This is a genomic window from Halopiger thermotolerans, from assembly GCF_054654555.1.
Genome location: NZ_BAAIEU010000001.1, coordinates 249,720 through 271,544, shown reverse-complemented (window position 1 = coordinate 271,544; position 21,825 = coordinate 249,720). Strand labels below are relative to the sequence as shown.

The 21,825-nt window shown below is 70.4% G+C and carries 21 protein-coding genes; 6 read left to right on the top strand and 15 right to left on the bottom strand.

Annotated features, from left to right (window positions below; all coding sequences use genetic code 11):
* Positions 1–18: 18 nt before the first annotated feature.
* The 3 genes from ACYQ26_RS01455 to ACYQ26_RS01445 all read left to right on the top strand — a co-directional run bounded on the left by ACYQ26_RS01455 (position 19) and on the right by ACYQ26_RS01445 (position 2,595).
* Entirely contained in the window at positions 19–630 is a 612-nt protein-coding gene (locus ACYQ26_RS01455; protein WP_459806517.1) for an NUDIX hydrolase, read from the top strand.
* Positions 631–1,041: 411 nt separating this feature from the next.
* Positions 1,042–1,410: a rhodanese-like domain-containing protein gene (locus tag ACYQ26_RS01450; RefSeq protein ID WP_459806516.1), complete on the top strand. Its 369-nt coding sequence runs from the start codon at positions 1,042–1,044 to the stop codon at positions 1,408–1,410.
* An 81-nt stretch (positions 1,411–1,491) separates the two neighbouring features.
* Positions 1,492–2,595 (top strand): glycolaldehyde reductase, encoded by a 1,104-nt coding sequence (locus ACYQ26_RS01445; RefSeq protein WP_459806515.1) that lies wholly within the window; start codon positions 1,492–1,494, stop codon positions 2,593–2,595.
* Between the two features lie 184 nt (positions 2,596–2,779).
* On the opposite strand, the gene yciH is transcribed toward ACYQ26_RS01445, so the two are convergent.
* From yciH to ACYQ26_RS01420, 5 genes are all read right to left on the bottom strand, one after another.
* A complete protein-coding gene (gene yciH, locus ACYQ26_RS01440) occupies positions 2,780–3,073 on the bottom strand; it encodes a stress response translation initiation inhibitor YciH (RefSeq protein WP_049922100.1) in 294 nt (97 codons plus the stop codon).
* 98 nt (positions 3,074–3,171) lie between these two features.
* Entirely contained in the window at positions 3,172–5,547 is a 2,376-nt protein-coding gene (locus ACYQ26_RS01435) for a transglutaminase TgpA family protein (protein ID WP_459806514.1), read from the bottom strand.
* Positions 5,544–6,596, bottom strand: a complete 1,053-nt coding sequence (locus ACYQ26_RS01430; protein ID WP_459806513.1) for a DUF58 domain-containing protein — start codon at positions 6,594–6,596, stop codon at positions 5,544–5,546. Before ACYQ26_RS01430 ends, ACYQ26_RS01435 begins: the two co-directional genes overlap by 4 nt.
* A gap of 20 nt (positions 6,597–6,616) precedes the next feature.
* The gene (locus ACYQ26_RS01425) at positions 6,617–7,660 is read right to left on the bottom strand and encodes an AAA family ATPase (RefSeq protein WP_459806512.1); all 1,044 of its coding nucleotides are present in this window, start codon (positions 7,658–7,660) and stop codon (positions 6,617–6,619) included.
* A gap of 328 nt (positions 7,661–7,988) precedes the next feature.
* The gene (locus ACYQ26_RS01420) at positions 7,989–8,183 is read right to left on the bottom strand and encodes a cold-shock protein (protein WP_459806511.1); all 195 of its coding nucleotides are present in this window, start codon (positions 8,181–8,183) and stop codon (positions 7,989–7,991) included.
* 271 nt (positions 8,184–8,454) lie between these two features.
* Between ACYQ26_RS01420 and ACYQ26_RS01415 the strand changes: the two genes are divergently transcribed.
* Positions 8,455–9,426 (top strand): mannonate dehydratase, encoded by a 972-nt coding sequence (locus tag ACYQ26_RS01415; protein ID WP_459806510.1) that lies wholly within the window; start codon positions 8,455–8,457, stop codon positions 9,424–9,426.
* 105 nt (positions 9,427–9,531) lie between these two features.
* On the opposite strand, the gene ACYQ26_RS01410 is transcribed toward ACYQ26_RS01415, so the two are convergent.
* Positions 9,532–9,813, bottom strand: a complete 282-nt coding sequence (locus ACYQ26_RS01410; RefSeq protein WP_459806509.1) for a DUF7573 domain-containing protein — start codon at positions 9,811–9,813, stop codon at positions 9,532–9,534.
* A gap of 178 nt (positions 9,814–9,991) precedes the next feature.
* Between ACYQ26_RS01410 and ACYQ26_RS01405 the strand changes: the two genes are divergently transcribed.
* Complete coding sequence (locus tag ACYQ26_RS01405; protein ID WP_459806508.1) at positions 9,992–10,192, top strand: DUF8024 family protein; 201 nt, start codon at positions 9,992–9,994, stop codon at positions 10,190–10,192.
* A 58-nt stretch (positions 10,193–10,250) separates the two neighbouring features.
* On the opposite strand, the gene ACYQ26_RS01400 is transcribed toward ACYQ26_RS01405, so the two are convergent.
* From ACYQ26_RS01400 to ACYQ26_RS01360, 9 genes are all read right to left on the bottom strand, one after another.
* Entirely contained in the window at positions 10,251–11,273 is a 1,023-nt protein-coding gene (locus ACYQ26_RS01400; protein ID WP_459806507.1) for a 5,10-methylenetetrahydromethanopterin reductase, read from the bottom strand.
* 186 nt (positions 11,274–11,459) lie between these two features.
* The gene (locus ACYQ26_RS01395) at positions 11,460–12,278 is read right to left on the bottom strand and encodes a class I SAM-dependent methyltransferase (protein WP_459806506.1); all 819 of its coding nucleotides are present in this window, start codon (positions 12,276–12,278) and stop codon (positions 11,460–11,462) included.
* 47 nt (positions 12,279–12,325) lie between these two features.
* Positions 12,326–13,102 (bottom strand): coenzyme F420-0:L-glutamate ligase, encoded by a 777-nt coding sequence (locus tag ACYQ26_RS01390; protein WP_459806505.1) that lies wholly within the window; start codon positions 13,100–13,102, stop codon positions 12,326–12,328.
* 73 nt (positions 13,103–13,175) lie between these two features.
* Complete coding sequence (locus ACYQ26_RS01385; protein ID WP_459806504.1) at positions 13,176–13,958, bottom strand: maleate cis-trans isomerase family protein; 783 nt, start codon at positions 13,956–13,958, stop codon at positions 13,176–13,178.
* 4 nt (positions 13,959–13,962) lie between these two features.
* Positions 13,963–15,618 (bottom strand): hydantoinase B/oxoprolinase family protein, encoded by a 1,656-nt coding sequence (locus ACYQ26_RS01380; protein ID WP_459806503.1) that lies wholly within the window; start codon positions 15,616–15,618, stop codon positions 13,963–13,965.
* On the bottom strand, positions 15,615–17,723 hold the full coding sequence (locus ACYQ26_RS01375; protein WP_459806502.1) for a hydantoinase/oxoprolinase family protein: 2,109 nt from the start codon (positions 17,721–17,723) through the stop codon (positions 15,615–15,617). The genes ACYQ26_RS01380 and ACYQ26_RS01375 overlap by 4 nt, the downstream gene beginning before the upstream one ends.
* 7 nt (positions 17,724–17,730) lie before the next feature.
* A complete protein-coding gene (locus tag ACYQ26_RS01370; RefSeq protein ID WP_459806723.1) occupies positions 17,731–18,936 on the bottom strand; it encodes an Nramp family divalent metal transporter in 1,206 nt (401 codons plus the stop codon).
* A gap of 193 nt (positions 18,937–19,129) precedes the next feature.
* Positions 19,130–19,675 carry a ribbon-helix-helix protein, CopG family gene (locus ACYQ26_RS01365; RefSeq protein ID WP_459806501.1) on the bottom strand — a complete coding sequence of 182 codons (546 nt, stop codon included), beginning with the start codon at positions 19,673–19,675 and terminating at the stop codon, positions 19,130–19,132.
* Between the two features lie 144 nt (positions 19,676–19,819).
* Positions 19,820–20,329 (bottom strand): metallophosphoesterase family protein, encoded by a 510-nt coding sequence (locus tag ACYQ26_RS01360; RefSeq protein ID WP_459806500.1) that lies wholly within the window; start codon positions 20,327–20,329, stop codon positions 19,820–19,822.
* A 61-nt stretch (positions 20,330–20,390) separates the two neighbouring features.
* Between ACYQ26_RS01360 and ACYQ26_RS01355 the strand changes: the two genes are divergently transcribed.
* Positions 20,391–21,824 carry an eIF2B alpha/beta/delta subunit family protein gene (locus tag ACYQ26_RS01355; protein WP_459806499.1) on the top strand — a complete coding sequence of 478 codons (1,434 nt, stop codon included), beginning with the start codon at positions 20,391–20,393 and terminating at the stop codon, positions 21,822–21,824.
* The last annotated feature ends 1 nt before the right edge of the window (position 21,825 follow it).

Here is a 21,825-nt window from a genome sequence, read left to right as displayed (position 1 = left end):
GAGGTCCCACGACCGACCATGCCCGTACCCGACGACTGGACGCTGCGCGAGGAAACCATCGAGTACGAGACGCCCTGGTACGACGGCGGCTACGACCGTTACGAGCAACCGGACGGGACCGAAAAGCGATACTATTGGGCCGAGCTCCCGGACGCGGTCGTGGTCGTGGCGCGGATCGACGGCGCGGTCGCGGCGACCGTCGACGGCATCGACGACGGGACGGACGGTCGAACTACCGCGGGCGACGAGCCCGAGGATCGGCTCCTCTTCGTCGAGCAATTCCGGCCGACGATCCGCGAAACCCACCTCGAGCTTCCGGCCGGCATCGTCGAGGACGGCGAGTCGTTCACGGCGGCCGCCGAGCGCGAACTCGAGGAGGAAACCGGCTTTCGGCCGACGAGTACGGCGCTCCTCCAGGAGTACGCCGTCGCGACGGGGGTGCTCCGGCACGACCGCGGGGTCGTCTACGCCGAGGGGCTCGAGCCTGGCCGGCGGGACTTAGACAACAACGAGTTCCTCGAGGTGACGACCGTGCCGGTCTCGGACGCGCTCGAGCGCGCTCGCGAGCGGCCGGCCAACGACTCGACGATCTCGGCGCTGTTGCTCGCGTCCGAGGACGGACTGCTCTAGGCTCGGTTCGCCGGCGGCTGTCGGACCGCTCGAGACGTTCTGGACGGCGTTTACCGGTCGATATCAGCCGTTCGGCCGACAATTTTAATCCGGCACGGCGGGAAGTGCCGATGGCGAGGGATGGGGGTCCGCTGTCGTTGCCTGAATCCCATTCGACGCGAGACCGGTTCCTCGCCGCGGCCGGCGGACGCGTGAGCCGCCGGCCAATCGACTCACTGCCGCGGCGCCGATCATCGCGGGGCTCTTCGCCGGCCGTCGGCCGGCATCGTCTGTGTTCGACCGCTCGGCGACCGGGTCGACCGATCCGAACCCGAATCCGAACACCGCTCGAGCGAGTCGCCGGCGCCGACGGTTCTCCACCGCCGATCGCGACCCGTACCCTTATTCGCGCCGCGTACGAAGACGCCGACGATGGACGGCGAAATCTCTCCCGACGACGTCAAGGACCTTCTCGAGTCGGACGCCGACGTTCGGATCGTCGATATCCGCGACGAGAACAGCTTCGAGCACAGCCACATTCCCGGCAGCGAGAACGTCCCGTTCCACGAACTCACCGACCGCATCGACGAGCTCGAGGACGCGGACCGCATCGTCACGGTCTGTCCCCACGGGAAGGCCAGCGTTCAGGCGGCGCAGTTGATCGGCACCTACGAGGGGACCGCCGACGCCACCGTCGAGAGCATGGAAGGCGGCCTCGAGAAGTACGGCATGAAGTACGGACTGGTACGCGAGGACGGGGACGAAGACGAGGAATCGGAGCCCGCCGAATCGCCGTTTTAATCGCGGTCGGACGACGGGTGCGTTGATACGCGCGGTACATTCCTATTTGCTTGCGGCCCGTCACTTCACGCGGGATCGTTCATGGCAAGACAGTTCGCTGCACCGCCGCACTACGTTCAGGGTCGCGACGTCCTCGACGAACTCGGCGAGCACGTGTCGCCGCTGGGCGACCGCGCAGTATTGCTCGCCGACGATATCGTCCTCGACATCGTCGAAGAACGGGCCACCGAGAGCCTCGGGCGCGCCGGTGTCGACGTCGTAGTCGAGGAGTTCGGCGGCGAGGCGTCGCCCGAGGAGATCGACCGCGTCGCGAATGTCTGTCGCGACGCGGACGCAGACGTGATCGTCGGCGCCGGCGGGGGGAAAGCCCTCGATACGGCGAAAGCCGCCCGCCAGATCGCCGGCGGCGCGGCGGTGTCGCTCCCGACGATCGCGTCGACCGACGCGCCGACCAGCGCCCTCTCGGTCGTCTACACCGAGGACGGCGAGTTCGAGGAGTACCGATTCTACGACCGGCATCCCGACGCCGTCATCGTCGACACGGGGATCATCGCCGGGGCGCCGACGCGACTGTTCCGCTCGGGGATCGCCGACGCGCTGGCGACGTGGTTCGAAGCGAGCGCGGTCGATCGCGCCGACGCGGCGAACGTGATCGGCGGCGAGCCGACCGACGCCGCGCTCGAGCTCGCGCGCCTGGCCTACGATACGCTCCGCGAGCAGGCCCGGCCGGCCGTCGAGGCGGTCGAGGTCGACGCGGTCACCGACGGCGTCGAGTCGGTCGTCGAGGCCAACACCCTCTTGAGCGGCCTCGGCTTCGAGAGCGGCGGGCTCGCGGCGGCCCACTCGATCCACAACGGGCTGACCCAGCTCGAGGCGACCCACGACGCGACCCACGGCGAGAAGGTCAATATCGGCACGCTCAGCCAACTCGTCCTCGAGGGCCGCGAGGGGGCGTTCGTCGAGGAGTTCGTCGACTTCTCGCTCGATGTCGGCCTGCCGGTAACGCTCGCGGAGATCGGTCTCGAAGACCCCGATCCCGACCAACTCGAGACGGTCGCCGAGGCGGCCTGCGCCGACGACGAGACGATTCACAACGAACCGTTCGACGTCGATCCGGCGGCGGTTCGAGACGCGATCCGGACCGCCGACGCGATCGGTCGGCGGATGAAAGCGTCCCGCGAGTAATCGCTGGCGACTGTAGCGGCCGACGAGCTACCCGCTCGCGGCGCTCCGTTGTGTCAGTTTATCCAGTTCAGTCGACTCGAGCGATCGTCGACGCCTCGGCTACGGGAAACGTCGAAACGGTGAAAAAGCCGATTCGGCCGGCGGCCGTTCGTTCGGAAGTCGTCTCAGATCATCGCGGGCTCAGTCATGCGACGTTGAAGCCGCGGTCCCGAAGGAATTCTTCGACGCGGCCGGAGTGGTTGCCCTGCAGTTCGATGTGGCTGTCCTCGACGGTGCCGCCACAGGCGAACTTGGACTTGAGATCCGACGAAAGGCTGTCTAAGTCGACGTCCTTCGGATCGAATCCTTCGATGATCGTTACCTCTTTACCGTATCTGCGCTCGTCAATGCGGATATTGAGTTGCTGTTGCCCCTTGGCCACGTCCTCGCAGACGCAGAGTTCCTCGGGGAGCCCGCACGTCGAGCAGACTTCCGACATTACGTTCCTTGCTACGAAATGGCCATATTAAACACTATCGGGACCCGTATGCCCTCCAGCGATCTTTTTTGAACGAACGACCGTCAAAAACGGGAGCGTCAGCGGTCGCGACCGATTATCGGCAGCCGCTCGCGCACCAGTTCGTCGACGTGTGCGATCGCTTCGTCGGCCGCCTCCCGATCGACGCCGCCACCGTAGACGGCCCGCTCGTAGCACTCGAGCACCCGTTCCGCTCGGTCGTCGAGCGGGAGCGGGTTCGAATCGGCCGCCGCTTCCCGCTCCGCGGCCGCCGCCAACGCCGTGAGGTACTGCCGCGGGGATTCCGAGCGACGCCGCGGTCGGTACGTGCGCGCGAGCAGTCGCTCGAGGCGGCGGAACGCGCGTTCGGCGTCGCGGTCCGGATCGCCGCGGCGGCCCTGCCAGTACAGGCCGACGGTGCGGCGGGCGCGCGCCGTCGCGTCGGTTCGGCGGACGGCCGCGGCGACGCCGACCAGCGCGACGGCCGCGAGGAGGGCCGTCTCGCGGGTCACCGTAACGACGTCGCGGAGGGCGGACGGGACGGCACCGCCTGCGTCCCCGTCAGTCCCGTTCGCCGCGTCGGGTTCCCCGTCGGAGCCGTCCGCACCGGCGTCCGATCGCGCGTCGGAGCCGTTTTCGGACTGTGACGCGGACTCGTTGCCGGTCGCCGGATCGGCGTCCGGTTCGTCCTCGCTCGGGTCGTCGTCCGCCCCGTCCGGTTCGTCGGGCTGCGAGCCGTTGTCCTCGGGCGACGCGGACTCGCCGGGGTCGTCCGCCCCTGGTGCGAGCGCGCCGCCGGCGTCCGCGAGGTGTGCCTGGTGGGCGGTTTCGCGCTCGTTCGGCGGCGTGGGGTCGAACGGGACCCAGCCCTGTCCCGGGAAGTAGACCTCGACCCAGGCGTGGGCGTTGACGCCGCGGACGACGTACTCGTCGTCGCCGACCTGCTCGCCGGTCGTGTAGCCGGTGACGTACCGCGCCGGGATCCCCTCGCTTCGCAGCATCTGGGTCATCGTCGTCGCGAAGTAGACGCAGTACCCCTCGTCCATCTCGAGCAGGAACGCTTCGGCGACGTCGCCCTCCGGCCGGTCGACCTCGAGCGAGTACGACTTGGACGACCGCAGGTGGCGCTCGACGACGCGGGCCGTTTCGTAGGGGGTGTCGGCGGAGGCCGTGATTTCGGCCGTCCGCTCCTCGAACGCCGGGGACAGGCTCTCCGGCGTCTGCAGGTAGTACTCCTCGATCTCGGCCGGGTAGTCCGTCCCTGCCGCGTTGAGTTCGCCCGGTGCGGGGGTGGGGACCGCGCTCTCGACGGTGTAACTGTCGCCCTCGAGCAGCGTCGTCCGCGGTCGCACCTGGCCGTGGATGGAGACCGTCGCGTCCTCGGCGGCCTCGCCGTCGATCCCCACTGGGTGCGGGGCAGCGGGCATCACGCCGAGCTCGGTCTCCGCCGTGACGACCTGCGTCACCGTGTCGTACTGCCCCGGCGGCGGATCTAGCGAGGAGCCCTCGAGGGCCTGGGTCTGTCCCGTTCGAATCCACCCGTCGCCGGTGTAGCGATCGTAGACGCCCGTTCGCCAGTAGGACGGCCGCTCGGATTCCACCCGAAACCTGACGTCCGGGGAGAGCTCGACCGTGCCGGCGATCCGCGAGCGATCCCCGGCCGAGTCGATCGCCCCCTCGAGCGTCCCTGGGGCGCCGGTCTCGAGCCCGGACGTCGCCGGACGAGCCGGTTCGCCGGGGACGACCGTCACCGACAGCGAGAGGACGACGATCGCGGCGATCGTCACCGCGAGCAGGTCGATCTGCGCGACCGCGCCCGAGCCGCCTCGGCGCTCGAGTTCCCCGAAGCCGACCGCGCCGAGCGCGGCGACCGTTCCCAGCAGCGTCACCGCCGTGCCGGCGTCGCCGGTCAGCACGAGGAAAAACAGCGCGAAGCCGCCGGGAAGCACGCTCAGACCGTACCGGCCGCGGACGGCGAGGTACCACGACAGGAAGACGGGGCCGGGCGCGAACCCCAGCGTCCAGACACCCGCCTCGACCATCTGGAGCAGCTCGAGGCCGGTCGCGAGCGTGATCACGTCCGCGAGGATGGCGTCGGTCGCCGTCGTCACGACGGCGACGCCGACGCCGCTGGTCTCGAGGTAGTACGCGAACCCGAGGCCGGCCGCGACGAGCGCGGTCGCCGTCGCGGTCCGGGGGCGGATCGCCCGCGCGAGCGCCGTCGCCGCGACCAGCATCGTCGCGACGAGCAGCAACAGCGATCGGGTGCCGCCGACGATGCGGGTCACCTCGTAGAGGACGGACAGATACGACGCCGTCAGGAGCACCACGCAGCCGAGTGCAAGCGGGCGGAAGGGGCCGGTATCAATGCGGCTACCGGCGCCGACGCCGACCGGTCCCGTCTTCTCGGCGGTGCGCGAGTCCGACGCCGCTGGCGAACGCGAGTCCGCGCTCATGCGGCCACCCCCGCTCCTGCCCCCGCTTCGGCGTTTCGATCGTCCGTCTGCCCCGGTCCGCCGCCGTCCGCGACGAGCCGGTCGAACGGCACCGAGCGATCGCCGACCGTGACCCGTACCCCCTCGCTATCTGCCGCGACGAGAACGTCCGCCTCGTCTCGGGTCCGATCGTCGAGCGCGCCGGCATCGACCGTGGCCAGCAACTCCAGCAGGGCCCGCCGGTGCCGGCGCCCGGTGCCCGGCGCCACCGCCGCGTCGCCGACGGTCACGCCGACCGGCCGATCGCGCTCGAGGAAGTGCGTCGCGAGGCTCGCGACGGCCGCCACGAGCTCGTCGCTCCGGCCCGGCTCGCACTCGGCGGCGATCGAGAGCGCACCCTCCTCCCCGCCGTCGGCGTACTCCGCCACGACGAGGTCGTCGCCGGGGCGTTTGGCGGCGGATTTCCAGTGGACGTTCCGCAGCGAGTCGCCGCGTTGGTACTCGCGGAGGCGGTCGAACTCCTCCCGGTCCGGCGCCGCCCCCTCGGCCGCGAGCGCCCGGAGCGTCTCGGCCGACCCGCAGAGGTCGCGGACGGGCGGATAGGCGAGGACCGCGACCGTCTCGTCGTACTCGAACGTGCGCTCGACGAGGCCGAGAACGTCGCTGACGGTGATCAACAGCGGCCCGACGACGCGTTCGCCGCGCTCCGTCAGCGTCACGTCGTACGCGATCTCCGCCTCGCCGTCGACGGTCGTCGCGACGACCGGATCGCCGTCGGTACCGACGGCCTCGAGGCCGTCGCCGACGGTATCGGCGACCGTCGCCGCGATCGCGCCGTCGGTTTCGATCGTCGCCGCGACCGTTCGCGTCTCGCCGACGGGCCCCGCCTCGACGGGGCGTCGGCGGACGACCGGCCGACCGATCCGCGCGGTCGCGGCGACTCCGGCGACGAGCGTGACCGCGAGCGGCGTGACGACGGCGTTCAGGGACCGCGGTCCGTACCGCCAGCTCATCGCCAGCGAGGCGGCGACGATCGCGAGCACCAGCCAGCCGCGTCGTGTGAGTCTCATCGCTTCGGTTTCCGGTCCCCCTACGGTCGGTCGCGCGTCCCTGCCGGAACGCCGTTAGTGTCGTCCCGCCGCGATCCCTCGCCCTCGACCGGGACCCGCTCGAGCGCGTCCTCGACGACGGCGGCGCCGTCGCGGTCGCGGTTCCGATCGTCCGTCTGAATCCGGTGGCGCATGACGGCACGGGCCTCCGTCTGGACGTCGTCCGGGAGCACGTACTCCCGGCCGTCGGCGACGGCGCGGGCCTGCGCCGCGCGCAGCAGGGCGATCGTCCCGCGCGGGCTGACGCCGATGCGGGCGTTCTCGCGGGTGTAGTCGGCGAGCCGCGCCGCGTACGACCTGACCGGTTCCTCGACGCGAACGCCGGCGACCGTCTCCCGGGCGCGGACGATCGTCTCGCGGTCGGTCACCGGCTCGAGCGACTCGATGGGGTGATGGCCGACGGTGCGGCCGAGCAACTCGGTTTCCTCCTCGGGCGTGGGGTAGCCGAGGTGGAGCTTCATCATGAACCGGTCGAGCTCGGCCAGGGGCAGTTCGTACGTCTGGTTCGGCTCGACGGCGTTTTGCGTCGCGATCACGGTGAACGGGTCCGGGAGCGCGCGGGTCTCGCCGTCGACGGTCACCTGCTCTTCCTCCATCGCTTCCAGCAGCGCGGACTGGGTCTTGGGGGGCGCGCGGTTGATCTCGTCGGCGAGCGCGATGTTCCCGAAGACGGGGCCGGGCTGGAACTCGAACTCGCGGGTCTTCTGGTTGAAGACGTTGACGCCGGTCACGTCGGCCGGAAGCAGGTCGGGCGTGAACTGGATCCGGCGGAACTCGCAGTCGACAGAGGTCGCGATCGACCGCGCGAGCATCGTCTTGCCCACGCCGGGGACGTCGTCGAGGATGACGTGCCCGCGCGCCAGCAGCGCGATGACGACGTGATCGATCACGTCGTCGTGGCCGACGATGACCTGCGAGACGTTCGCCGCGATGTCCTCGCAGAGCTCCGTGACCGTCGAAACCGGGAGCGGCTCACCGCTCGCGTCGCGCGACTCCGCCGTCGGCGTCGGATCGGCGTCGGTCATCGTCGGTCGTCGCTCCGGCGTCGGTCGACGGGGGCAGTCGGCGGTCGATAGCGGGGAGACAAGTAGCGCATCGCTGTTGCTCCGTCATCGGGCGTTCCAGAATATATGCCTTGTGTCGGCGAGCGTACGTGTTCCGCCCGGTAGCGAGCGAAACGACGCCGTCACCGCACCGTCACCGGCGACGCCCGCGTCGCAGTCGCCGACGACGGTCCCGCCGCCCCGGATCCGTGACGGCGATCGAAAACCGGTTCGACGGAGCCACCGTCTGAACGAGAGCGCCGCCGCTACCCGGGTAACGATCAGAAAACGATACCACTTGCCGGTCAGTTTAAAGTCGCTCGACGTTGGTCGCTCGCGGGCCCTTTTCGGCCTGCTCGATGTCGAATTCGACCTCCTGCCCCTCCTCGAGGTCAGGGCCGCCGACGTCTTCCATGTGGAAGAACACGTCCTCGTCCGAATCCTCAGTCTCGATGAACCCGTAGCCGCCAGTGTCGTTGAAGAATGCGACCGTACCTTTCGCCATTGCACCTCTACAAAACCACGACTGAGACATAAATGTTCGGGGCGCGTTGTAGTGGTCTTTGTACCGGGGCGGCGAACGCGACCCGCCGTCGACGGCGCCGACGAACCGCCGCAGTCCCGTGATTTCCCCGCGGAGCAGCGGCGAGGCCCACGACGCTCAGTCCGGCCCGTACCGCGGATCGACCGCTGACCGACGGCGACGCGGCGACGGCCGATCGGATCGCGACCTCGCGCTCAGTAACGTATATACGGCCGGCTCCGGATCGCCAGCTATGGTCGAACTATCGCTCGTTCTACCCCGACGACCGGACGACCGATGGCGACTCGCCAAACAGATGGGCGTCACCAGCGCCGTCGTCCACCCCCTCGAGATCGGCGACGGGAAGTGCAACTGGGAGTACGAGGAGCTGGAAGCGATGTGCAACTGGTTTCGCGACGCGGGGCTGTCCGTCGACGTCATCGAGGGCAGCGTCCCCCTTACCGACCGCGTTCGGCTCGGGCGGGAGGGGCGAGACGAGGACATCGCGGCGTTCAAGCGGTTCCTTCGGGACTGCGGCGACGTCGGCATCCCCGTCGTCTGTTACGACTGGATGGCCGGCGTCCGCTGGGCACGAACCGAAGCGCACCTCGAGGCCCGCGGCGGCTCTTACGTGACCGGCTACAACGACGAGAAGCTGCGGTCCCGTCGCCAGCGCGGGCAAGAAACGGACGTCACCGCCGACCGGCTGTGGGAGGCGCTCGAGTACTTCCTCGAGGAGGTGACGCCGGTCGCCGAGGCGGCGGGCGTCAAACTCGGTCTGCACCCGGACGATCCGCCCCGTGAATCGGTCGGGGACATGCCGCGGATCGTCAACGGTCCCGAGGCCTACCGGCGCGTGCTCGATATCGCCGACAGCGAACACAACGGGATCACCTTCTGCCAGGGGAACTTCGCGGCGATGGGCGTCGACGTCCCCGAGGCGATCCGCGAGTTCGGCGACCGGATCAACTTCGTTCACTTCCGCGACGTCGAGGGCGACGCGGACCGGTTCGTCGAAACCTGGCACGATAACGGTCCGACGGACATGCTCGCCGCCATGCGGGCCTACGAGGAGTGCGTCGACGACGACGTGCCGATGCGCCCGGACCACGTTCCGACGACGGCCGGCGAGGACAACTCGAACCCCGGCTACCACACGAACGGCCGCCTGTTCGCGATCGGCTACATGCGCGGACTGCTCGAGGACTGTCGATCCGGCGCGTAACCGCTCTGGTCTTGCCGCCCGTCTCGGTCGCGTTCGGGCTTCCCGACGCGTCTCGCCGTCACGCCGCTCGAGCGCTCCTCGAGCGTTCGGCGGGACGGCCGCCGCTCACCACTCCTTGCAGTCGGGACAGACGAACTCGTCGCCGTCCCGCCAGACGCGGTCGCTCTCCGTCCCGCACCGAGCACAGACGTAGTCACCGCACGCGTACGTCGCGAGCGACGGGTTCAGTGCGGTTCGGTCCCGCCCGTCGTCGCGCTCCGTCGGGGCGGCGTCCCGATCCCGATCGTCGGCCGTGCGCTCGTCACCTGCGTTCTCGCCGGCGCTCGAGCCGTTCCCGTCGGCGGTCGCGTCGACGCCGAAGTCCGAGAGGGTCGCGTCGTCGGTCACGGTCCGTGGTAGAGTCGGTGTCGGCTTAGTGGCTCCGACTCCGCGCTCGGTCGGCCGTGGCGGCTCCCGCGTCGGTGCCGATGCCCTCCGTCGCCTCGGCCACTCCGCGTCGCCCGTTCCCGTCCGAACCGCGACGCGGACCGGCACGGCCAAGTACCATCGCTGACAACCCCCACGCATGGATACCGCCACACCGCTGAACGTGATCGTCGACAACGTCACGGAGATGATCGGTCTCTTTACCGAGGTCGCCATGGGCGCGGGACTCGCGCCGCTGCTGGTGCTCGCCGGGACGATTCTGGTCGTCTTCTCGCTCGCGGTCTTCGGCGTCCTGACCCTCGGCGCGATCGGCAGCCTCTTCTCCTCGTCGTCCAGCTAACCGGCTCGCCGATTCCGCTTCGGCGAGTCCGCCGATCCACTCTCGCGGTCGACAGCCGTCAGTCCGTCGCGAGCGCCAGCGCCTCGCTCGCCCGTTCGATCGCGTCTTCGAGGTCCGGGCCCAGCGGCGAGCCGACGACGATCCCGTCGACGTGCTCGAGGGCGGCCTCGAACCGCTCGGCGACCGTCTCGGTCGTCCCCGCGATACAGAACGCGTCGATCATCGCCGGCGTCACGCGGCCGAAGGCCTCGCCGAGCTCGCCCTGCTCCAGGGCCTCGCTGACCGCGCTCGCCGCGTCGCGATCGATGTCGTGGCGCTCGAGGACCGGCTCCGCCGCGCCGCCGACGATGAAGGCGACCGGCGGCCGGGCCGCCTCGCGCGCGTCGTCCGCATCCGCGGCGACGCTGACGCTCGCGAACGCCAGCGACTCGAACTCCCCCGCGTCACTCGATCGTTCCGCCAGCCCCTGCTCGAGCTCGCCGGCGGCCCACTCGAGGTCCCGCGGGTGGGCGGCGTTTACCAGCACGCCGTCGGCGTGCTTGGCGCTCATCCGGAGCATGTGCGGGCCCTGCGCGCCGACGTAGACCGGAATCTCCCGTTCGTCGAGGTTGAGCGACGCGTCCCGCGCGGTGAAGGTGCCCTCGTGGGTCACCGTCTTGCCGGCCCAGAGGTCCCGCGCCACGTCGAAGGTCTCGAGGACGCGCCGCAGCGGGCGATCACGGTCGACGCCGAGGTTCGCCAGCGCGGAGCGATCGCCCGCGCCGACCCCGAGGACGGCGCGCCCGTCGCTGACCTCGTCGATCGTCGCCGTCTGCGCGGCGAGTTTCACCGGGTGGGTCTCGTAGGGGTTGACGACGCCCGGTCCCAACCGAATGTCGTCGGTCGCCGCGGCCATCCGCGAGAGCACGACGAACGGATCGCGGTTGAAGTAGTGGCTGCTCGAGAGCGCCAGATCGAACCCCTCGTCCTCCGCGAGGGCCGCCAGGTCGGCGATCCGATCCGGCGGGTGTTCGGGCGTGAGTTCGATTCCCCAGGTCGGGCCCGTGCTCGAATCGGGTCCGGAGTCCGACTCGCCGTTCATCCGTCTCTCCTCCCCGTTCGTCCCGTCGGTTCGCCGCTCGAGCGGCGAGCCGAAACCGCCTGTCGACTCATGTCCGGAGGGTCGGCGACCGCGGTAAAAAGCCCACCGTCACCGGCGACGGTGGCCGTCGTCGCCGTTTCGATCCGGACCTGCCTCGAGACTCGAGTTCGGTCCGAACGCTCGCGCTCACTCGCGGCGAGCCCGAAAGAACAGCGCCGCGCCGCGACGATCGAATTCGACGCTCGAGAACCCCGCCTCTCGGAGTCGCCGCCGGAGCTCCGTCGCGTCGAACGGTTCGACGTCGAGAACGCCTTTCGCGGTCGCTCGAACGGGCAGCAGGTCGAGCACGTAGTCCTCGACCAGCGTCGTCCCGACGAACAGGCCGCCGGGCCGCAGCACACGGGCGATTTCCTCGAGCACCGCGTCCGGGTCCGGCAGGAGGTGCAGCGCCCAGCAGCAGGTCGCGCGGTCGAACGCGTCCGCGTCAACCCACAGGTCGTCGGCGCTCATCCGTGCGAACGCGACGTCGACGCCGTCTCGGGACGCGTACCGCGTCGCCCGCTCGAGCATCCCCGCGGAGACGTCGATGCCGACGACGGTCGCCTCGACACCGGCGGCGCCGACGGCGCGGGCGATTCGCCCCGTACCGCACGCGACGTCGAGGACGGTCGGCGCGTCTCCGTCGCCGGTGCCGGCATCGTCGAGCTCGAGCAGCTCCACGACCGTTTCGCGGTCGTCCCGTGGTGCGGCGGGACCGCCGACGAACCGGTACAGCGGGTCAAACCAGAAGGCGGACTCGTAGATCGGCGCCAACCGGTCGAACAGCGTCTCGTGGGCGGTATCGGGAACTGGAAAGCGGGGGATGCCGTCGACGATCGGGACCGTCGCGTCGCCGTTGGGGCAGACGAGGGCGTCGCCCTCGTCGGGGCCGGGGGACTTCCGGCGGGACAATCGCCGTCCGCAGCGTCCGCAGGCGTACGCCGGCTCGATCGCAGTTGCGTCCATCGTCGTTCCCTCCCACCGCCGCAGCCTTAGTTCTCGTTCCCCTCGAGTCAGCCCTCGAACTCCCACTCGCGAAGCGCCTGGCGGACGAGATCGTCCTCGACCGACCGGAACAGTTCGTCGCTGCCCTCGAGGTCGCCAAAGTCCCAGTCGCTGACGACCACGGCGGGCGTCCCGCCGGCGCCCTCGCCGGTGACGAGGTTCGCGGCGGCGGCGAGTTCGTCGACGACCGACTGGACCGTGACCTCGAGTTCGTGGCCGTCCCGGTCCCGCTCGCCCCGCCAGTCGCGGCTCGCGGGCATCCCCGCCCAGCCGATCGCGACGCCGCGCTGGCCGTGGCGGAACGGGCGGCCGCAGGTGTCGGTGACGATCACCGCGACGTCCTCGACGCCGCGGTCCTCGAGGCCCTGACGAATTCGCTCGGCGCTCTCGCTGGGCCGCTTCGGCAGCAGGAGGAGGTCGTGTCCCGGTACGTTCGACCGGTCGATCCCCGCGTTGACGCAGATGTGACCGAACCGCGTCTCCGTGAGCAGGAACGGGCAATCGATCAGCACCTCGGTGCTCTCCTCGAGGACGGCCTGCGCGAACCGCGGGTCCTTCTCCTCGTCGGTCAGCTCGCCGATCCTGTCTGCGATCTCCTGCGCGCGGCCGCTGACCTGATACTCCTCGAGGTCCGCCGTCCGCCCCTCCGCTTTCGAGACGATCGTGCTCGCGACGGTGAGCACGTCGCCGGGCTCGAGATCGTCGCCGACCCGCTCCGCCACGAGCGCGGCGATGTCGTCGCCGGGACGGATCTCGGGGAGGTCCGCCACTGGTGTCAGTTCCATACCGGTGGGTGGGCGAGTGGCGTCAAAAACGCACCGTCACCGGCGAACGAACGTGACCGAGATCCGCCGGCGGTTACCGCCGATCGGCCTCGCTCTCGACCTCGAACAGCGCGCCCGGCGCGTTGACGTCGAACCCGGCCGCGTTGCAGACGTCCCACAGCGTCGCGCCGTTGCTCGTGACAACCGGGAGGCCGAGTTCGCCCTCGAGCCCCTCTACCGCATCGAGCGAGCGGTAGTTCGTACAGGAGACGAAGACTGCGTCGAGGGCATCGGGGGACTCGAGAGCGTCGCTATCGCTGTCGACCAGATCGATCACCTGCTGCCGCGCTTCGGCCGGCCGCAGTTCGCCAATCGCCGTGTTGGCCGCCAGCCCGCGCCCGTCGAGCACCGCGACCTCGAGCCCCGCGGCCTCGAGGAACTCCCGTTCCCGCTCGTCGAGGTCGTCGGTGTACGGCGTCGCGACGGCGATCCGCTCGGCCTCGAGCGCCTCGAGCGCACGGACGACCGACCTGGCGGTCGCGACCGCGGGGACGCCGGCCGCCCGCTCGAGGCGGTCCTCGAGTTCGGCGTCGAAGCCGGGGCCGTGGATCAGGCTGCCGGTCGTGCAGGCGTAGGCGACCGCGTCGACGTCGGCGTGACCCAGGAGCTCGGCCGCGCGGGCCGCGTCGTCGCTCATCGCGTCCAGTTCGTCGACCGTGACCGACTCGAGGGCCATCCGCGCGCCGTGGACGGTGATCGAGTCCGGGAGGTGCGCCCGGAACTCGGGTTCGGCGGTCGTGTTCGACGAGGGGACGATCAGGCCGAGCCGACCGCGTCGATCGCCGCGATCGCGGTCGGCGGGTCGATCGGCGGCCATCGGTCTAGGCTCCCTCGTCCCGTTCGTCTCGCTCGTCTGGATCGCCGTGGCCGCCGCCGCCGGGCGTCCGCACAGTGACGGTCGTCCCCGCCTCGACGTCGACCGTCGTCTTCGCGGGCACCGGTTCGCCGTCGATCAGGTTCTCGCCGGTCGCGCCGTCCCCGCCGCCGGCGACGCCCTTCGGTGCGTGGCGACGGCGCTCGGTCAGCAGCGAGACCGTCGCCGGCTGCTCGACGGTGACGGTACGCTCGAGCCCCAGGCCGCCGCGGTACCGGCCGCGACCGCCGCTGCCGTCCCGGAGCGCGTAGCGCTCGACCCGCAGCGGGTACTCGGTCTCGAGGGATTCGACGGGCGTGTTCAGCGTGTTGGTCATGCCGACCTGAACGCCGTCCATGCCGTCGCGGTCGGGGCGCGCGCCGAAGCCGCCGCCGATCGTCTCGTAGTAGGTGAAGGAGCCGTCCCGCGCGCCGATGGTCAGGTTGTTCATCGTGCCCTGGCCCTGCGCGGGCACGCGATCCGGCGCGGCCTGCGCGAGCGCGGCGAAGACCACGTCCGTCACACGCTGGCTGGTCTCGACGTTGCCGCCGACCACGGCGGCCGGCGGCTCCGGGTTCAGGAGCGTCCCCTCGGGCGCGCTGACGCTGACGGGTTCGTAGCAGCCGTGGTTCGGCGGGATCTCCGGGTCGGTGATACAGCGCACGACGAAGTAGACCGCGCTCGTCGCGACCGAAAGCGGCGCGTTCAGGTTCCCCGCGACCTGCTCGGCGGTCCCCGCGAAGTCAACGTCGATCCGGTCGCCGTCGACCGTCACCGCGACGCTGATCTCGACGTCCTCGTCGGTGACGCCGTCGCCCTCAAGGACGTCGGTCGCCTCGTAGGTGCCGTCCGGCAGCGCCGCGATCTCCTCGGTGATCCGCTCGCGGGAGTAGTCGATCACCGCGGAAAAGCCCTCGAGGACGGTCTCGCGGCCGTGCTCCGCGAACAGCGACTCGAGCCGCTCCTCGGCGCGCTCGTTGGCCGCCTGCTGGGCTCGGAGGTCGGCTCGCCGCTCGCCCGGATTGCGGACGTTCGCGAGCACGAGCGAACGCACGTCCTCCCGCGGCTCGCCGCCCTCGACGAGCCTGGTCGGGGGGAGCCGCAGGCCCTCCTGATAGATCTCCTGCGCGCCGGCGGGCATGCTGCCGGGGGTCATCCCGCCGACGTCGGCGTGGTGGGCGCGGGAGACGGCGTAGCCGACGATTTCGTCGCCATCGTCGGCTCCATCGCCGTCGTCGCCCCCGCCGTCGTGGCCGGGCGCGATCGGCGAAACCATCGTCACGTCCGGCAGGTGCGTCCCGCCCGTGAACGGGTCGTTGAGCACGAACACGTCGCCGGGCTGGGGATCGCGCTCGCGGACGGCTGCCACCGCGGCGGGCATCGCGCCGAGGTGGACCGGGATGTGCTCGGCCTGAGCGATCATCCGCCCGTCGGCGTCGAACAGCGCCGTCGAGCAGTCCCGACGCTCCTTGATGTTCGGCGAGTAGGCGCCCCGAATGAGGGTCTGGCCCATCTCCTCGGCGACGCTTTCCAGCTGGTTGCGCAGCACCTCGAGGGTGACCGGATCGATGTCGTTTCCGTCGCGTTCGGTGTCGTCCGTTGCGGTGTCCGTGTTCGACGTCATCGGTTTGCCTCCGTGTCGTTCGTTTTGGTCAGCACCAGGGTGCCGTCAGCGAGCACGTCCCCCGACCACGCGGGCGGGACGACGGTCGTGCTCTCGGCCTGCTCGAGGATCGCCGGCCCGTCGACGGTCGCGCCCGGCGCGAGCCGGTCTCGCTCGTAGACGGTCGTCTCGCGGGCGCCGGTCTCGGCGCCGGGGAAATGGGCCTCGCGAGTGCCGACGACGGCGTCGCCCGCGCCCTCGTGGCGGATCGTCGGCTCGTCGCCGGGAATCGTCGCCGTCGCGCGGAGGTTGACGACCTCGATCGATTCGTCCATCGCGTAGCCGTAGGCCCGCTCGTGGGCCTCGTGGAAGCGCTCCGCCACCGCCCGGGCGTCGAACCTCTCGTCGACCGGAACGGTGAGTTCGAAGCTCTGACCGGCGTACCGGCAGTCCGCGGCCCGCTCGATCCGCGCCGCGTCCGGATCGGACGCGTCGGCGAGCACGTCGGCCACCAGGTCGTCGTAAACGGTCTCGAGGTCGTCGGACTCCGCGGCCTCGAGATCGACCCCGACGGTCCGGACGGCGTCGTAGCTCTCGTCGGCCGCGAGCAGCCCGAACGCTGAGAGGACCCCGCCCGGCCGCGGGACGACGACCCGGTCGACCGACAGCGAGTCGGCCAGCGCCGCGGCGTGCATCGGCCCCGCGCCGCCGAAGGCCACCAGCGCGAACTCGCGGGGGTCGTGACCCCGCTCGACGGTCACCGACCGGATCGTTCGCGTCATCGTCGCGTTCGCCACGCGGTAGACCCCGCGGGCCGCCTCGAGCGGCCCGTCCAGTCCGGCCTCGTCCGCCAGTCGTTCAAGGGCCTCGCGGGCGGCCTCGACGTCGAGGGTCATCTCGCCGCCCAGCGCCGTCTCGGGGCCGATGTATCCGAGGACGACGTTGGCATCGGTGACCGTCGGCTCTGTGCCGCCGCGGCCGTAGCAAGCCGGGCCGGGCTCAGCGCCCGCCGACTCCGGTCCGACCCGGAGCGCGCCGCCGGCGTCGACCCAGGCGATCGAGCCCCCGCCCGCGCCGACGGTGTTCACGTCGACCATCGGCGTCCGGATCGGCAGCCCGTCGATCTCCGCGTCGGTCGTCCGCTCCGCGCGGCCGTCGCGGACGAGGCTCACGTCGCTCGAGGTGCCGCCCATGTCGAAGGTGACCAGCCCTGCGACGTCCTCGTCGTCGACGGTCGCCGCGGCCCCGACGACGCCCGCGGCGGGACCCGACAGCGTCGTCGTCACCGCGTGCTCGCGGACCGTCTCGGGGTCGGCGATCCCGCCGTTTGCCTGCATGATCCGCGGGGTCGGAATGCCCGCGTCCGACGCCTGATCGACCAGGCGGCCGACGTAGCGGTCGATCGCGGGTCGGACGTAGGCGTCGACCGCGGTCGTCGAGGTGCGCTCGAACTCGCGGAACTCGGCGAGCACCTCGTGGGAGGCCGACACCGGCACCTCGAGTTCCTCGCGCAGCGTCTCGGCGACGACCGTCTCGTTTTCGGGGTCGGCGTAGGCGTGGAGCAGGCAGACCGCGACGGCCTCGACGTCGCGCTCGCGCAGCGTCGCCGCGAGGTCACGCACCTCGTCCTCGTCGACCGGTCGCTCGACGCCCTCGGCGGTCGTCCGCTCGTCGACCTCGAAGCGCAGGTCGCGGTCGACTAGGGGCGCGGGCTTCTCGGCCTCGAGATCGTAGAGGTCGGGCCGGTCCTGGCGGCCGATCTCGAGGACGTCGCGAAAGCCCTCGGTGGTGACGAGCGCCGTCCGCGCGCCGCCGCGCTCGAGCAGGGCGTTGACCGAGACGGTCATCGCGTGGGCGAACCCGTCGATTGCGGCGGGGTCGATGCCCGCGTCGTCGCAGGCCTTCTCGATCCCCTCGAGGACGCCGACGTGCTGGGGGTCGGTGGTCGGCACCTTCGCGGTGACTAAGCGGTCGTCGACCGAGAGGGCGACGTCGGTGAAGGTGCCGCCGACGTCGACGCCGATTCGGGTGTCGCCGTCGGCGTCGCCGGCGGCGGTCGAGTCGTCGCTGTTCATAGGGGCGTTCGTCGCGTCCGTGTTCGGGTCGGAGACGTTTGAATCGTTCATTGAATCGTCAGACGAGCAAGACGTCGTAGAGCGTTCGGAGGCCGATACCGACGACGACGAGCGTGACGAGCCCGCCGAGGACGTTCTGGAGGGTGGTGTTCGTGTACCGTCCCAGCAGGTCGTCGTTGTTCATCGCGTAGATGAGGAAGACGGCAAGCAGCGGCAGCAGGAGGCCGTTGGCGACCTGCGCGAAGACGATCACCTGCACGGGGCTGTAGTCCAGCGCCGAGAAGACGATGCCAACGCCGATGATCGTCAGCCAGATCGCGCGGAACTTGGTCGACTGGAGGTCGCGCTCCCAGCCGAGCGCGCCGGCGGTGGCGTAGGCGCCGGCCAGCGGCGCGCTCATCGCGCTGGTGAACCCGGCCGCGAACAGGCCGATCGCGAACAGCGTCATGGCGTAGCCGCCGAAGACCGGCTCGAGCTGGTCGGCCATCTCGCCGACGTCTTCGATCTGGGTCCCCTCGGGGAACACCGCCGCAGCCGTGACGACGATCGCCGTCGTGATGAGGCCGCCGACGACGACCATTCCGATCGTGTCCGCGCGACACTCGGCGAGGTCCTCGGAACCGTCCCACCGTTCTTGGACGGTACTCGCGTGGAGGAACAGGTTGTAGCCGACGACGGTGGTCCCGACGAGTCCGGCGATGAGGTACGCCGACCCCTCGGGGATCGTCGGGACGAGCCCGCCCGCCAGCGCGCCGACGTCCGGTCGGACCACGACGGCGTTTATCAGGAAGGCCGCGCCCATGACCGCGACGAGCGCGACGAAGACCCGTTCGATCAGCTTGTAATTCCCCGTCCACAGCAGTCCGGCGGCGACGAGGCCGATGATCGGTCCCCAGACGTTCTCGCTGATACCGGTGATCGTCGAGAGGCCGGCGGCGCCGCCGACGATGTTGCCGGTCTGGTACGCTGCGGTCCCGATGCCGATCGCGCTCACGACGAGCACGACGGTGATCGCCTGCGCGATCTGGTTGTCGAACTCGTCTCGGAACGCCTCGCCCAGACCCTCCTGGGTGATCAACCCGAGGCGCGCGCTCATCTCCTGTAGGACGATCGTCGCGAGGATCGAGAAGGCGATCGTCCACACCAGCAGGTAGGCGTACTCCGCGCCGATTACGCTGGCGGTGGTGACGGTTCCCGGTCCGACGAACGCCGCGGCGACGAGCGCTCCCGGACCGATCGCTTTGAGTCGGTCAATGATGCCCATGGTACGTATTCGCATGTACCACGGCACGATTCCGTCAAAAAGATTGTTGAGAGTCGGACATACGGTCGCATCACTGCCGGTATCGAACTCGATGACGGTATGAAATAGTGTGAATCCGTATGAATTCGAGACAGCGGTCTCGATCTCGGACGCGACGCTCGCGGTCGGGCGATCGGTCGCCGCTCGAGCGGCCTCACTCGGCCGGCCGCTCCGTGATGATCACCTTCGAGACGCCCTGCTCGATCTCGATCTCCGTCGGCAGATCGACCGTGCTGCGCTCGATAAAGCGGGTCATGAACCACCGGACCGCCTCCGACGGGAAGACCAGGTGGTAGACGCGGTCGTCCTCGCGGCGGACCTCCAGGAAGCCGCAGAAGGAGAGCCACTCGAGCAGGTCGCCGACCTCGTCGAACCGGGTCGCGTACTCGCGGGCGTGGTAGTCCGACACCCGGTCGGCCGCCTCGACGAATTCGGGGTCGGGATCGCCGCCGTCGTAGCAGTACTCGAGGAACGCATGCAGGAAGTCCACGTCGAGGAGGACGTGTTCCCCCGACGAGAGCATCTGGTAGTACTGTTCGAGGTTGTCGCTGGGTCGTCCGCTGGCCGCTTCGAAGTTCGCCGCGTAGAAGGTCAGGGCGCGGCGAACGACCTCGCTCTGGCCCTCGTCCGTCTCGGCGACGAGGGTCTCGAGGGCTGCGGCCGAGTCGTCGTCGAGCGATACCGTCACGCGCTGTGTCATGGTGTGACGAGCGTACCCGAGACGGGTATAGTTCACGCACTCGGGACGGTAGCGAGAACGGAACGCGGATCGCAGTCGTGCTCGTCGCTGGCCCGTCTTCGCCGCCGCAGCGCCGTCGCCGAACGCCGTCGCAGCCCGCGACCGTCAGTCGGAACCGGTCCGGAGATCGACCGTTAGCTCCCCGTTCTCGACGGTCGCGACCAGCATCGTCTCGTGGGTCGCAGGCCGGGCGGCGGTCGCGCTGCCGGGGTTGAGCACGCGCGTCCCGTCGACGACCGTATCGACGACTTCGTGGGTGTGACCCGCGACGGCGACCGGGGTGGCGTTCGCCCCGACTTCATCGCGCGCGGTGTCGGTCACGCGCCGGTGCCAGTCGCCGGGGGAGCCGGTCCCGTGGGTGACGACGAAGGTGACGTCGTCAACGACGAGCGTATCGGTCGCCGGCAACTCGAGCCCCGAGGGATCCATGTTCCCGCGGGCGCAGGTCAGGTTTCCGTCCGCGAGTTCCAAGACTCGCTCGTAGGCTGCCCGCGAATCGAAATCGCCCGCGTGGATCGCGCGGTCGGCCGCCCGGAGTTCGTCGGCGACCCACTCGGGGATCTCGGTCGCTCGAGACGGCACGTGCGTGTCGCTCACGATCGCGACGCGAGTCATGTGCGGGCGTACGGCGTCAAATCCCGAAAGCGATTCCCCCCGGGCGGTCATTCGATCGGCCATGAGCGATCCATCCGAGCCGCCGGCGTTGCGTTCGGACGGGGGCAGCGACGGCGACGCCGACGAGCGCCACGTCGTCACGGCCTTCCTCCGCCACCGCGGGAGGGTGCTGCTGTTGCGCCGCAGCGACGCCGTCGGCACCTACCGTGGCCAATGGGGCGGCGTCTCCGGCTTCGCCGAAGGCGATCCCGATTCGCAGGTTCGCGTCGAGATCCGCGAGGAAACGGGCCTCGAGGACGACGACGTCTCGCTCGTCCGTTCGGGGCGGCCGGTCCGATTCCGCGACGACCTCGCGGACGGCAGCGAGCGCGAGTGGGTCGTCCACCCGTACTTGTTCGAGGTGACCGTCGACGCCGACGAACCGGAAATCGAGCTCAGCGAGGAACACGACGCCTTCGCGTGGTTACCGCCGACCGAGATCGTCGCCCCGGGGTTCGCAGAAACGGAGACGGCCGACGGCGATCGCGACGGCCTCGAGACGGTCCCCGAACTCTGGACCGCCTACGAGCGCGTCGCGCCGACGGTCCGTTCGATCGCTGCCGACGACGAGCACGGCGCAGCCTCGCTGTCGATTCGCGCGCTCGAGGTGCTTCGGGACCGCGCTGGCTTGCTGGTCGCCGAGCGCGACGAGTACGGGGCCGATCCCGACGGCGAGCGGGAGGAACTCGCCGAACTCGCGCGCCGCCTGCTCGAGGCCCGGCCGTCGATGGCTGTCCTCCGGAATCGAGTCAACCGAGTGATGGCCGCAGCCACGGAGACGGACGCCGACGCGGAATCCGCCGACGGCGGCGCGCCCGCCGTCCTCGAGGCCGCCCTCGCGGGCGTCGACCGCGCGCTCGCGGCCGACGCGGAGGCCGCCGCCACCGCAGGCGACTCGATCGACGGCGCGGTGCTGACGCTCTCGCGGTCCGGCACCGTCCGCGAGGCGCTGCGCCGCGGCGAACCCGCGCGGGTGTTCGTCGCCGAGTCCCGGCCCGCTCGAGAGGGGATCGCCGTCGCCGAGGAGCTGGCCGCTGACGACGCCCTCGAGTGCCCGGTCACGGTCCACACCGACGCGGCCGCGGCGCACGTCCTCGCGAGCGAAGACGTCGATCGGGTGGTGGTCGGCGCCGACACGATCCGCCCCGACGGCGCCGTCGTGAACAAGACCGGCACGCGAGCGGTCGCGATCGCGGCCGCCCGCGAGGGCGTCCCGGTGACCGTCGTCGCCGCGACGGACAAGGTCTCGACCCGCGAGGAGGTAAACCTCGAGTCCGGCGACCGCGCGGCGGTCTACGACGGCGAGGCCGCGGTCGACGTGCTGAACCCGACCTTCGACGTGACACCGGCCGACTGCGTGACGGAGTTCGCCACCGAGCGCGGCGCGCTCGCGCCCGACGACCTCGAGTCCGTGGTCGAGGAGTTGCGCGGGCTCGAGTCGTGGCGCGAGCGGTGAC